13 protein-coding genes and 1 pseudogene are annotated in these 12,566 nt (G+C 55.0%); 4 read left to right on the top strand and 10 right to left on the bottom strand.

What is annotated here, in order from left to right; all coding sequences use genetic code 11:
* Positions 1-22: 22 nt before the first annotated feature.
* Together NDI87_RS01080 and NDI87_RS01075 are read right to left on the bottom strand one after the other, a co-directional pair.
* The gene (locus NDI87_RS01080; RefSeq protein WP_296272946.1) at positions 23-1,138 is read right to left on the bottom strand and encodes an NAD(P)-dependent alcohol dehydrogenase; all 1,116 of its coding nucleotides are present in this window, start codon (positions 1,136-1,138) and stop codon (positions 23-25) included.
* 54 nt (positions 1,139-1,192) lie between these two features.
* Positions 1,193-1,816, bottom strand: coding sequence for an NAD(P)-binding domain-containing protein (locus NDI87_RS01075; protein WP_366028098.1), 624 nt, complete (start codon positions 1,814-1,816; stop codon positions 1,193-1,195).
* A gap of 132 nt (positions 1,817-1,948) precedes the next feature.
* Here NDI87_RS01075 and NDI87_RS01070 point away from each other — a divergent pair, with 132 nt between their 5' ends.
* Entirely contained in the window at positions 1,949-2,890 is a 942-nt protein-coding gene (locus tag NDI87_RS01070) for a LysR family transcriptional regulator (RefSeq protein ID WP_296272944.1), read from the top strand.
* A gap of 113 nt (positions 2,891-3,003) precedes the next feature.
* Here NDI87_RS01070 and NDI87_RS01065 read toward each other — a convergent pair.
* Positions 3,004-3,314, bottom strand: a pseudogene (locus NDI87_RS01065) (Tn3 family transposase); the annotation flags it as partial.
* A gap of 96 nt (positions 3,315-3,410) precedes the next feature.
* Here NDI87_RS01065 and NDI87_RS01060 point away from each other — a divergent pair.
* Entirely contained in the window at positions 3,411-3,983 is a 573-nt protein-coding gene (locus tag NDI87_RS01060) for an antibiotic biosynthesis monooxygenase (protein ID WP_296272943.1), read from the top strand.
* A 142-nt stretch (positions 3,984-4,125) separates the two neighbouring features.
* On the opposite strand, the gene NDI87_RS01055 is transcribed toward NDI87_RS01060, so the two are convergent.
* The 5 genes from NDI87_RS01055 to NDI87_RS01035 all read right to left on the bottom strand — a co-directional run bounded on the left by NDI87_RS01055 (position 4,126) and on the right by NDI87_RS01035 (position 8,300).
* Positions 4,126-5,172 carry an alpha/beta fold hydrolase gene (locus tag NDI87_RS01055; protein WP_296272942.1) on the bottom strand — a complete coding sequence of 349 codons (1,047 nt, stop codon included), beginning with the start codon at positions 5,170-5,172 and terminating at the stop codon, positions 4,126-4,128.
* Positions 5,173-5,192: 20 nt separating this feature from the next.
* Positions 5,193-5,888 carry a phospholipase gene (locus NDI87_RS01050; protein WP_296272941.1) on the bottom strand — a complete coding sequence of 232 codons (696 nt, stop codon included), beginning with the start codon at positions 5,886-5,888 and terminating at the stop codon, positions 5,193-5,195.
* Positions 5,889-5,898: 10 nt separating this feature from the next.
* A complete protein-coding gene (locus tag NDI87_RS01045) occupies positions 5,899-6,720 on the bottom strand; it encodes a class III extradiol ring-cleavage dioxygenase (RefSeq protein WP_296272940.1) in 822 nt (273 codons plus the stop codon).
* 68 nt (positions 6,721-6,788) lie between these two features.
* Positions 6,789-7,619: an isochorismatase family protein gene (locus tag NDI87_RS01040; RefSeq protein WP_296272939.1), complete on the bottom strand. Its 831-nt coding sequence runs from the start codon at positions 7,617-7,619 to the stop codon at positions 6,789-6,791.
* 48 nt (positions 7,620-7,667) lie between these two features.
* Entirely contained in the window at positions 7,668-8,300 is a 633-nt protein-coding gene (locus NDI87_RS01035; RefSeq protein ID WP_296272938.1) for an NAD(P)-binding domain-containing protein, read from the bottom strand.
* A gap of 137 nt (positions 8,301-8,437) precedes the next feature.
* Here NDI87_RS01035 and NDI87_RS01030 point away from each other — a divergent pair, with 137 nt between their 5' ends.
* Together NDI87_RS01030 and NDI87_RS01025 are read left to right on the top strand one after the other, a co-directional pair.
* Positions 8,438-9,349, top strand: coding sequence for a LysR family transcriptional regulator (locus NDI87_RS01030; RefSeq protein ID WP_296272937.1), 912 nt, complete (start codon positions 8,438-8,440; stop codon positions 9,347-9,349).
* A 304-nt stretch (positions 9,350-9,653) separates the two neighbouring features.
* Positions 9,654-10,472: an IclR family transcriptional regulator gene (locus tag NDI87_RS01025; protein ID WP_296272936.1), complete on the top strand. Its 819-nt coding sequence runs from the start codon at positions 9,654-9,656 to the stop codon at positions 10,470-10,472.
* Between the two features lie 102 nt (positions 10,473-10,574).
* Here the strand turns inward: NDI87_RS01025 and NDI87_RS01020 are convergent, their stop codons facing one another.
* Together NDI87_RS01020 and NDI87_RS01015 are read right to left on the bottom strand one after the other, a co-directional pair.
* Complete coding sequence (locus NDI87_RS01020; protein ID WP_296272935.1) at positions 10,575-11,780, bottom strand: CoA transferase; 1,206 nt, start codon at positions 11,778-11,780, stop codon at positions 10,575-10,577.
* Complete coding sequence (locus NDI87_RS01015) at positions 11,770-12,534, bottom strand: hypothetical protein (protein ID WP_296272934.1); 765 nt, start codon at positions 12,532-12,534, stop codon at positions 11,770-11,772. Before NDI87_RS01015 ends, NDI87_RS01020 begins: the two co-directional genes overlap by 11 nt.
* Positions 12,535-12,566: the final 32 nt, after the last annotated feature.

Raw genomic sequence — 12,566 nt, 5'->3', positions numbered from 1 at the left:
GGTGATATCCGCAGTGGTAATTTTAGGGAAAGAGAATCACCGGCTTGATGGTCAGCCCCGCAGCCGAGTCGGCGAAGGCCTGGTTGATCTCTTCGAACTGATAAGTTTTGCTCAGCTTTTCGACCGGGAATCTTCCCTGCCGCCATAGCTCAATGAGTCGGGGAATGAACTCTTGGGGCACCGAACTGCCCTGAACAATGGTCTTGAATGTCCAGCCGCGCACCAGTGACGCACCGATTTCAAAAGGTGCTTCAGTGCCGGGTCGGGCCGCGCCGACAAGCGCCAACGTGCCTCGGATGCTGAGCGCCTTGGCGAGATTGGCCAGAACTTGCGGCACCGCCGTGGTGTCGAGGATAAAGTTCACGCCGTTGTCACCGGTGATCCGCATCAGTTCCTTGCCCGTGTCCACGGACTTCGCGTTGATCGTGTGGGTCGCGCCAAGCTCCTTGGCCAACGCCAGCCGGGAATCATGCACATCAATTGCGACGATGGTCGTGGCGCCGGCAATTTTTGCGGCCATGATCGCAGCCAGCCCGACGGCACCGCTGCCCGACACGGCCACTGACGATCCCGCCGGGGGACGCAGTTCGTTGAGAATGGCTCCGGCGCCGGTCTGCATTCCGCAGCCGAGAAAGGCGATGGCTTCCAGGGGTACGTCCTTGGGGACCGCAATCACGGCGCTCTCCAAGACGTTGGCATAGGTCGCAAAAGAAGACTGGCCAAAGAAGTGTGAGGACACCTGTTCGCCCTGATGCGTGCTGAGCGAAGTGGTGCCGTCACTGGTGCGGCGTCCGCCAAAATCCTCGGCGAAAAGGTTCTCGCAGTAGGCGACATGGCCGGAGCGACACTGCAAACAATGCGTGCAGTAAGCCGCCGACATGACGACGTGGTCTCCAAGATTGATAGTCTTGACCGCGGCACCAACCTGCTCGACGATGCCGGCGCCCTCGTGGCCCAGAACTGCCGGGAGCTGTGCCGGATAGACCCCGTCGCGCACGATCGCGTCGGTGTGGCAAACGCCGGTTGCCACCATCCGAACACGGACCTCATTCGGACGAATCTCATCAAGCTCAAGTTGTTCAATTGTCATCGGCGCCTTGAGCGCGCGAACGACCGCTGCGGTAATGGTTGTGGTCACTTTTTGTTCCTTGCTTGATAGTAGATCGATGGGTGTTGCGTCGCTGGTGCTTTGTTAACTGATGCCAATCCACTTTGGGGCGATGGCAGTGCCTTTGCCTGCACCGTATCCAAAGTAGATGTTCAGACCGCCAAGCGGCTCGAGATAGCGCGCGTTCTTCAGGCTGCCGGCATCTACCGCCACAAAGCCTGTACTTTGAATTAATGTCTTGACCGTTTCCTTTGCAGTGACATCATCTCCGGCGAAATAGACTGGAATGGTCTCACCGCCAAGCAACGGGCCACTTGCAAGCGTTTGGGCAAAGACGGTGTTGAATGCTTTGACGACCTTGACTGTCGGGAAGGCTTTCTGGATTTCCTCCGCTGCCGACGTGTTATGCCCAATGGTTAGACCCATGTAATCCGCAGTGAGCGGATTGGTGATGTCTATAACGACTTTGCCAGCGAGGTTGCCGACCGCACCCAATGCTGTCACCGCATCGCCGTATGCGGTTGCGACGATCACGACATCGGCACCTTCTGCTGCATTCGACGCTTTGAAAGTAGCGCCGGTCGTTTCCGCAAGAGCCGTGGCTTTTGCAGAGTCGCGGCCGGTGATAACCAGCGTATGTCCCGCTTTGGTGATATGTTTGGCCAGGCCAGAGCCCATGTTTCCAGCGCCGATTAATGTAACTTTCATATCATGCCTCTGCAAAGTGGTTTTGATCAAAGTCGGAACCATTCCGGCGTCTGATGCCCTCATTTAATCAGTTAAACCAATGCAGATAAACTAGCGAAATGACAATTCATTATTTAATTTAATAGAACAAACATGGCGATCGACATTGTGACTAGCATGCGGGTATTTAACGCCGTCGTGGATGTCGGCAGCTTTGCTGGTGCAGCGGAAAGACTTAATATCTCGCGCGGCATGTCCACGCGTTACGTGGCGCAACTCGAAGGGTATCTGGGAGTTCGGCTGCTCAATCGGACCACACGCAAGTTATCGCTCACAGAAGCAGGCAACGACTATCACGAGCGAGCCACCCAGGTACTAGCCATGATAGAGGAAGCCGAAAGTTCGGTTGCACAGGAAGAATCGGTTCCGCGTGGAACATTGCGGGTAGCCTCCTCGCATGCTTTTGGCGTTCGTCATTTAGGTTGGGCAATCACTGAATATCTGCATCGATATCCGGGCGTACAAATCGATGTCACGCTGAACGACCGCGTGGTCGATCTGGTCGAGGAGGGATTTGATCTTGGGATACGCGTCGCTTCGCAAATTCATCCGGGATTAATCGCGCGCAAGCTCGCGCGTGCGCGCATTGTGGCTTGCGCCTCACCCGATTATTTGAAAAAGCATGGCGTACCAAAATCGCCGATGGAACTCATTGACCACAATTGCCTTTCCTACGCCTATGTGAACTTGCCAAATGAGTGGCACTTCCGACGCAAAGGCTCGGCACAAAAAGTCCATGTTCCCGGAAATTTGCGCGGCAACAGTGGCGATATTCTGCGCAATGCTGCCATCGAAGGACTAGGCGTGATTCTGCAGCCCACCTTCCTGATCTATGAGGCACTACGGGAAAAGAAGTTGGTGCGTATTCTGTCGGACTGGGAGACCGACGACCTGACCGTGTTTGCGGTGTATCCGAATCGTAAGTTCCTGTCGCCGAAGGTGCGCAGCTTTATCGATTTTCTCGCCGAGCGTTTCGGTCCCGAGCCTTATTGGGATTTCGACATCAAGCCTTGTCTGGACAAAGCCAAGGCTTGAGCAATCGCGACAGTTGCGGCACCACGAGCCACGGCATCACACTAATGACCAGTATTGGACGCTTGGACTTTATCCGGTACGGTAGAAAAATCTGACCAAGCCTTCAACATAGGCTTTTTAGATTCAACTTTCCGGCGCTCGTCCGTGAAGAACAGGCGTGCACGCCCCCTGAAACTTGGGCGGTGTTCAATCCAGACCGGTCAGTTGTGTACCGCGCGGCGCAGGGCGAACAAGGTAGCCACCTCCAATCCCTGAAACGCCCGTTCTCGATCTGGGCCGAATATTGCTGCTTGCCAAACCCGTCTCAGATTTGGTGCCTTCATATGGGTAATGTTCTGGACCCGTTGAGATAGAACATTTGCAGCTTGTCTTGGTATTCTATGGCCGGATGTTCGCCAGTGGCCTGCCATGGAAGTTTGGCAATGGTGTAAATGGCAGCGAATTGGATAAAATGGCCACAGTCCAAAAGTGCGCGTTGAAATGGCACACTTACAGCTGTTGCAAACATTCATTTAACACCATGACTTCAACCTCCGAGCACGCAGTAACCGTTTTGATCAGTCGACAGGTCAAGTCAGGATGTGAGGCAGAGTTTGAACGCGTGATGAATCAAATTATGGCCGTTACGGAAACGTTCAAGGGACATCTGGGTGCTCAAATGATTCGCCCTGGTGATGAGCAGGGTGTTTACGACAGCCTGTATCACATCGTCCTCGCATTTGACAGTGAGCCCAACCTGAAAGTTTGGCAAAACTCACCGGCCCGCTCCCTTGGGTTGGCGGCAGCAGCGCCATTCATCAAGGGCCAGGAGTTGGTCAGACAAGTTTCGGGTTTGGGGCTTTGGTTCCAACCTCCAACTGGAACTAAGTTAATCCCTCCACCGCGATGGAAGGTTGCCGTAGTTACTTGGTTAGGTATCTTTCCGACTGTTTATTTGCTGTTTTTCGTGCTGGGCGATTTGCTTGCACCCTTGCCGCAACTGATACGCCTTATGTTTTTGACGGTGCTAGTTGTCGGTTTGATGACGTGGGTTGTTGCCCCGCAATTGACTCGGTTATTCAAGCCGTGGCTTTACTCCGCATCAAAGGAGTAGGCAGACGTACCTCGCAGTGGGTCCTGCACTCCAGATTTTCCTGCAGCTCGTTGAGCATGGCACTGAGCCCCTTGAGTTGAAAAAGTGGATGTTTGCTGAACCGTTGGGCTGCTTCTTATGGTTTAAGCAGTCCGACGGCTGATCAATGTTCAAGGAAGGCGCGCAGGTCTTCCGTGAACTTGAACGGGTTCTTGAACATTAGGAAGTGATCCCCTTGTTCAGCCTTGGTGTAGGTATAAAGTTTTGCATTCGGTATGACCGAGCTCATCCAGCGTTGGCTGGGCAGGTTGTTGCTGTACTCACCAGAAAAAATCGCCGTCGGCACATTGATCTTGTGGCGGATGACATCGCGCCAGTCGTTGGTGACGTGATCAAACAGAACCTTGGTTGTGAACTTCGGATCGGTCTTGATGAACTCGCCAGCGAAAGCCTGCGAGTTCACGTAATAAGGCGAATCTTTCGCCATGGCGCGCTCCACCACTTTCATGTCGACGATGAGTTGGTTGGTGGGCGCTCCCGCCGTGAATGTCGCGACCATGCGTTCCGCGGATGATGTCATGCCGCCGGCGTCGAGCCGCTCCTGTTCCGACCAGTCGGCATGCGAGTAGATCGAGACCGGCTCGTCGACGAACACGGCCTTGTGAATACCCTTGGTTCCAAAGAGATCGATGTATCCCCACAGAACTGCAGCGCCCATCGACCAGCCGCAATAGTCGGCTGATTTCAAGCCAAGATGGTCCGAGAACTCCTTGAGATCTGCGGAAAACCGCGCGATCCGCGTGCCATAGTCGACTTGTTGCGAGAGCCCCTGATTGCGCGGGTCGAGCACATAAACGTGGTAACGCTTGCTAAGGAGGTACATCACGTTGATGTACTCGGCACCGTTGGCCGACCAGCCGGGAATGAATACCAGTGGCTTGCCTGTACCGGCTTCCCAGTAGCTAAGCTTGACACCATCACTGGTTTCGAAGTTGTTGATCTGTAGTTCCTTGAAATCTGACAGCCTGGCTGGCAGACCTTCAAGCTTGTTGGGAAAAGCGTAGTCTTTGCCCAGTACCTGCATCGCCGGTGCCGCCAACGCGATGTTGGAAGCCAGGATGAGGGTCAGCGCACACAGTGCTGCACGGATACCGGTTCTGACCTGGGTGGCGCCAATCGTTACGAGTCCAGGCGATGAGGATGTTGTCATGGAATCAGACCGTTTCTATTTCACTGTGCTTTGACCACACGGGCCAGCCATGCCAGAAAGTCGGCCTGCATGGCTGGGCTGATTTCGTGATCGATGCCATACAGACGTGTCGTGTGCGTCACGCCCAGCTCAGTCAGCAACTGGTCCGCTCGCTGCGCCCAGGCCACCGGCAACTTGCTGTCATATTCACCATGGCCGATAAAGGCGTCTAGCTTTGCCAACTGATCTTTACTGGCCACATGCGGCTCCAACTCCGGCAGGATACGGCCCGACAGAAGACCAAAACCAGCCACGGACTCGGGTGAGCTCAGCGCCACGCTGGCGCTGAGAATGCCGCCTTGGCTGAAGCCGGCAATCACCGTGTCTTTGGGCGCAATGCCATGGGCTGCCTGCAGTTGCCCGACGAAGCGAATCAGGGCCAGCCGCGCCTGCTCGGCTTCGGCCGCCACAATGCTGGGTCCATTGGCCGTCAAGCTGACCCGGAACCAGCCAAATTGGCCAGGCGCAAATTGCAGTAGCCCACGGGGGAGCACCACCAGCGTGTCGGAGTCGATGGCGGCGGCAAGATTGGCCAGGTTGGTTTCGGAGCCCCCTACGCCGTGAAGCAGCACCACGCAGGCGCTGGGTTTGGTAGCTTGCGGCTGGCGCACGCGAAAGGTGAATTCAAAGGCGGCGCTTTGCTGCAGCGCGCTCAGAATGGGTTGTTGGCTGGTCATAAATTCCTTGTTAATGGGCGGTTGGGTGGGGCGTGTTGGCAGGGTGGATCGGGTTGACGCCCCAGGCATAGGACTCCATCGACAAAACACCATGGTCAATGCCCCCGTCCAGCACCTGCACAATCTCCTGGTCGCTTCGGGCCCCCAGGGCGACCAGCAGGGGCAAGAAATGCTCCTCGGTGGGGTGGGCGCGTTGAGCGTGCGGCGCCAGTTGCCGGTAATTGAGCAACCGTTCAATGTCGTTGCGGGTGACAGCCTGGCGAATCCAGTGTGTGAACTCCACTGCGTAATTTGCCGCAACCGAGCCGGACTGCCGAAACTCATACAGGTTGTGCGTCATGCCGCCTGACGCCACGATCATCACGCCTTGTTCGCGGATCGGTGCCAAAGCTCGGCCTAGCGCCAAGGCACTGGACGGATCCAGATCATGCGGCATGGACACCTGAAACACTGGCACATCAGCGTCAGGCAGCAGGTGGCGCAGGGGAACCCAGGCACCGTGGTCCAGGCCTCGTTGCGCATCGGCATTGGCAACGAACCCCGCTTGCGTCAGCAGCCGGATCGCCTCTGCCGCGTAGTGCGGCTGGCCCGATGCCGGGTAGTGCAGGGCATAGAGTGCCGCCGGGAAACCGCCAAAGTCGTGCACGGTTTCCGGTTGGGGGCTGGTCATGGCGCGCACGTGACGAGTCTGCCAGTGGGGTGACACCACCAGCACCGCCTTGACGCCCGCCAGTTGCTGCCCAAGGTTGCTCAGCGCGGGTCCGAGCACACCGGGCGCCAGGGCGAAAGTTGGGGCGCCGTGCGAGATGAAAAATGTGGGAGCTTGGTTCATGGTTGTGCCACGGGTCGACAGAAGAAGCCAGTGAAGCTGGGGCGCCATGCAAGGCGCCCCCGGGTCAATTACTTGACTATGCCAAAGGGATCAGGAACGGTACGTTTGTTGGCGTTGTTCCAGAAGCCCTGCACCACAAAGCCATACTCTGGCAGATTGTTGGTGTACGGCTCGAACATCGCATCGGCGGTCGGGCGCTTCCAGTCGGCTTGCAACTCGATGCCCAGCGGGTAAACCGATTGCAGCTCGGCGCCGGCGCGCGACATGCGGCTCATGGCGGCCTCGGCCTCATAGCGGCTCCAGGCACCCGAGGCATCAACCACCGGGAACACTTTGTAACCGTCATTGAGCATCGACAGGGTCGGCAGGGTCACGCAAGTGCCCAAGGTCACGCCCGAAATCACCACATGGTTGCGTCCGCCCTGGGTCAGCTTTTCAAAGGCGGCGCGGAAGGTCGGGTCTTCGTAGGCATTGATGATGCCGGTGCGACGATAAATTGGCTCGTTCGGGAAAATCTGCTTGAGTTCGGGCAGGATGTCGCCGTTCTGCCATTGCGCGTTGGAGGTCGTCAGCATCACCGGAATATTCAGCGCCTTGGCCATCTTGGCCAGGGCGATGACGTTGTTCTTGTATTCGGCCAGCGAGGTGAAGTCGCGCACGCCCGCCATCAGGCCGATCTGGTGATCAACGAACAGGAACACGGCGTTCTGGGGGGTCGGCTTGTCATAGACGAAGCGGCCCAGGCGACGGGCTTCGTCGGCGCTGGTCTTGAGCGCTGCGACCTGCGTGGTGATCGGGCTGACGATATCGTCGGGCCGCGTTTGCGCCGACACGGAAGTGCCCACAAAGGCGCTGACCAGGGCGGCGCTAAGCGCGGCCAATTTCAGTTTGGATGTCATGATGATTCCTTTAAAAGAGAAGAAGCAGAAAAGTGTCTGGGCAGCGCTTTAAGCGCGCTTGATCCAGGTGGGGGCAATGGAAGTGCCCAGCCCGGCGCCATAGCCCAGATAAATGTTGAAGCCAGCCAGCGGCTCCAGATAACGGGCGTTCTTGAGGCCGCCGGCATCCACCGTCGCAAAACCCATGCTCTCCGCCAGGGTCTTGGCGCTCTGTTTGGCGCGTTCGCTGTCGCTGGCGACAAACACCGTGACCGTTTGACCATTGCCCAAGTCGGCGCCGTCGGCCAGCATCTGGGCAAATACCGTGTTGAACGCCTTCACCACTTCAGCACCCGGGACGGCATTGGCGATTTCTTCCGAGGCAGAAGTGTTGTGACCGATGGTCAAGCCCATGTAATCAGCCGTCAGTGGGTTGGTAATGTCGATCACGACTTTGCCGCTGAGGTCGCCCACGCTGCTCAAGGCGTTGACGGCATCCGCATAGCCCGTGGCCAGCACGACGACATCCGCGCCCGCGCCGGCATTGCTGGCGGCTACCGCGACCGCGCCGGTATGGGCCGCTGCAACGGCTTGTGCCTTGGCCAGGTCACGCGCAGTGACGCTGACCTGGTGGCCAGCTGCGCTGAGTTGTTTAACGAAGGCCGAACCCATGTTGCCGGCACCGATAACGAGAACTTTCATACGATTTCCTTTCAATGTTTGATGAGTAACTGCACTGCCTTCACACGGTTGTTTGAAGGCATGGGTGAACTGTATTTGTTGCAAGGGATAAGATAAATATGGTTCAATGAGATGAACTATTCCGATATTGATTACAAATGGACAAATTTCTCGAAATGAAGACCTTTGCAGCCGTGGTGGACTGCGGCAGTTTTGTGCAAGCTGCCGATGCCTTGGACATGTCAAAGCCAGCGGTGTCGCGCCACGTTGCGGAGCTGGAGCAGCGCCTGGGTGTTCGCCTGCTTCAGCGCACCACCCGCAAGTTGTCTCTCACCGAAGAAGGCCGGCTTTTTTATGGAAGGTGCAAGACAGTTCTTGCCGACGTCGAGGTCGCGGAGGATGAGATCACGGCCAAGTCCATTGCTGTCAAAGGGCTGATCAAGGTCAATGTGCCGGTGTCGTTCGGCCTCTTGGAGCTGGCGCCGCTGTGGCCCGATTTCATGGCCAAGTACCCCGATGTGGAGCTGGACATCACTTTGGCCGATCGCATCGTTGATCTGGTAGAAGAAGGTTACGACCTGGCGGTGCGCATTGCACGCCTTCCGAATTCATCCCTGGTGAGCAGAAAGCTGGCCTCGACAAGAATGGTGCTCTGCGCATCGCCGGGCTACCTCAAAAAGCATGGCACACCCAAGCACCCTTCCGAGCTTGCAGAGCATACGGTGTTGTCGTACAGCCTGCTGGCCACCGGTGACCAATGGGATTTCGAAGGCCCAGAGGGGAAAGTCTCGGTCACCGTCAAGCCCGTCATGCGAACCAATAGTGGAGACACCTGTATTGCAGCGGCACGCAAAAGCAAAGGCGTGATCCTTCAGCCCTCATTCATGGTAAGTGCGGATTTGCGCAGCGGCGCACTGGTGGAGCTGATGCCCCAATACCGCTCAATTGAATTCGGTATTTTTGCTGTTTACCCGACGCGTCAGCACGTTTCTCCCAAAGTCAGAGCTATGATTGATTTCCTGGCAAAGGCGATGATGGGGGTCAGTTGGTTAGATGAAAAGCCGCACTGACAGGCAACAGAGGCGGTTCAGATGTCTGCTCAGAGCTTAAGCAGCCGCTCAACACATTTGACTGAATTCAGGCATTGGGTATAAAGCGAATAACCAGAGTGGTCAGGTTTCACGCAACTCGTCCTCGTGAATTTGGCATGCTGCATACCGGCCATCCATGACCGACGGCAACTGGTTGCTGGCTGACTAGGTCTTGACGAAACCAGTGCCACATAGCTGATGGTCGGTGTGTGTAGCACTCTGGCCAAGGGGATGTATGATTGGAAATCAGTGCGCAAATATAACTACTCTTGGTGGGGCTCTAATGGAGGATAAATTAATGGTCGCCGTTAGTACGGCAGAAGCAGAGCGACGAATTTATTCGGCACCGGCGTTAGAGAAGGGCTTGGACATTCTCGAAATACTTTGCAGGAGCGAGAGTCCGTTATCTCAAAAAGAAATTGCAAAGAAACTTGGCCGCAGTGTGGGTGAGATTTACCGTATGGTGAACTGTCTCGTAGACAGAAACTACGTTTCTCAAGTGGACGAAAGCTCATACACGATTACCACCAAGATGTTTGAGTTATCACACATCAATCCTCCAACACACAGGCTACTTTTTGAGGCAATGCCAGTAATGGAGAGACTGGCTAAGGAGCTTGATCAGTCTTGCCATCTCACTGTCTATTCCCAGGGTAAGCAATTGGTTCTGGCTAAAGTTGATGCCCCAAGTGGCATGGGATTTAGTGTCCGGACTGGATCTGAACTTGATGTTTTAATTTCAGCATCAGGTCGTGTGCTTTTGGCCTTCCAGAGTGCGGAAACTACGGGTCTATGGATAGAGGAGTCAGTTCAACGTCGTCCAGAACAATCTGATCCCCAAATCGGAGCGATTCTTAACACCATCCGCAAGATCGGCTATGAGTCAATTCCGAGTGTGCAAGTACGTGGTCTTTATGCGGTTAGTTTTCCAATTCTGGATACACAAGGGCGTGCGCTTGCTGCTCTAACTGTGCCTTACGCCGAACGCATTGATCAGCACCAACGGAAGTCAATTCCGGAAGTAACGGCTGCCCTTGGCTCGGCTGCACGTGTGGTGTCGGAAAAGGTCGGCGGATCAGTGCGACGGACCTTGTCAGTCTGAGTTTGTCAGTGTCGATCGAACCATCGTTGGTGGATGTCTGCAACAGATGTTTTAATGAGTGAAGCGAGCAGTCCTTCGTAGCGCTAACTCGCCCATTGAGTTTCAGTTTGAAGTGGATACTGCTGAGCCTGAAGCCAACAGGACATCGACTTCATTGTCTTGGTAGCCCATCTCTTTAAGCAATTGCTTTGTCTCCCAGCCTTTGGGTTGTGATGATTCACGCAGCTGAAGGTATGAATCATTGACTCTGATTGACGATCGAATGGCAGCAGTTCTGCCTTCAGTAGGGTGTTGTTCGTGTTGAATTAAACCGACCGCAGAGAGGTGTTTGTCATGCGGAAGGGTTTCAAGTGTGTGACATGGTTGGGCTGCGATATCAGCTTTTTGGAACAATTCAAGCCATTCGGTCGTTGACTTATCTGTCAGCGCCGCTCCTCTTATTTCGAACCATTCGGCTACATTTTTAGCGCGGGCTGCTACGGAATTAAATCGCCCGTCGTCAAGCAAGTGATCTCTTCCTGTAACGCTCAGGAATGCATTGACCTGAGTGTTCGTGTTCACCGTGAACGATATCCACCCATCAGCTGTTTTCACCGGCTTGTTGTGTGGACTGAGCAATCGAAGATCACCTGGCGGACCCACGGGTGGATCAAAGCTGTGCTGTGCAAGATGTTCCTGCAGTACAAATGCAGCCATTGTTTCGAACATCGGTACTTCAATGCTGCAGCCATTGCCGTTGACTTTACGTTCAACAATGGCAGCAAGAATGGCGCCTGCAGCGATTTCTCCCGCAACATGGTCGCAGATGAGCATTGGCACATAGTTTGGACTGCCGTCGCGCTGGAGGAAGAGTCCGGCCATGCCTGTCGCCCCTTGAACAACGCTGTCATATGTTGGTTGACCTGCATAGGGGCCATCGGTGCCATAGCCTGTGATCAAACAGTAAACCTTTTCTGGATGGCGGTTGCGTATTGTTTCTGAATCTATTCCCAGTTTTTTTAATGCCTGTGGGCGCATATTCGCAACGATTACGTCTGCAGAGATGATTAATCGATTCAGGACATCGCGGGCTTCCATCTTTTTAAGATCGAGACAGATGTTTCGCTTTCCCCGATTCAAATGAAGGTAGGTGCCCGAGTGTTGACCCGTGGGTGAGAGGCCACCGAGTCCGCGCATGAGGTCACCTTCGGGGTTTTCGACCTTGATGATCTCAGCCCCGTATTGACCCAATCGCCAAGTGCAGACTGGACCGACGACGACGCTTGTTAGATCCAGTATTCGAATGCCTTTTAAGGGTTTAAAGTTCATTGGTTTCTACTTCCATATCAACAGCAAGGGTGGAACGATTGTCAAAAGCCTGTAATTGCCACTTCAAGTCGTTCTTCTTGGCGACCATGGTGATTGGACTTCCACAGAACAGTGGTGCTACATGACGAGCATTGATTGACGAGGGGACAACGCCAACTTCCTGGCGCAAATACTCTGTCAGCAGTAGCGTGGCGAGGCCTCCGTTGACGACCAGGTCTGGAAACCCTTCGACGTTTCTGGCATGAGCTCTGTCAATGTGAATCTTGTGAGAGTTGAATCCGAGTGCTGAATACTGAAACAACAGGGTCTCATCCGGCACTACCGTCTTTGTCCGATGAGCTGTCATGTTTGAAGCGAAACTTGACCCGCTTACTGTTGATGCGCCCTTGGTTGCTGGAAGCAGCAAGTACGTTTGAATTTCAACCAATGCGGGTGAGATTTCACTGGTAAGTCGCAATTCATGTTGAATTGTGACCACGACCATTGGCCCCGTTTTAGTTGTTTTTGGCGTGAGGCTTTGGATTGAACTTTTTCGAATGACAGAGGCGCCGATAGGTATGTCCATCTTGTAAGAAACCGATCTACTTCCTAGCATGATCCTCGGAAGGCCGAGATCCGGCATGGTTACTCCCAGGCCCGGAAAGCCGTCCGCTCTGAGTAACGACCTTTTCGTGTCAGCCGCCATCAATATGAACTGCCATCCTCTGGGCAGTGGTGTGCCCTCAACGAACTCATCTGGATTCAGATTGAGCATGGCAGCGACTCTTCGCACGGTCGCTATGCTGC

Origin of the sequence: Rhodoferax sp. (assembly GCF_023701345.1) — a bacterium.
GTDB lineage: Bacteria > Pseudomonadota > Gammaproteobacteria > Burkholderiales > Burkholderiaceae_C > Rhodoferax.
Note: the sequence above shows the minus strand (reverse complement) of the source record. Positions and strands in the feature narration are given on the sequence as shown.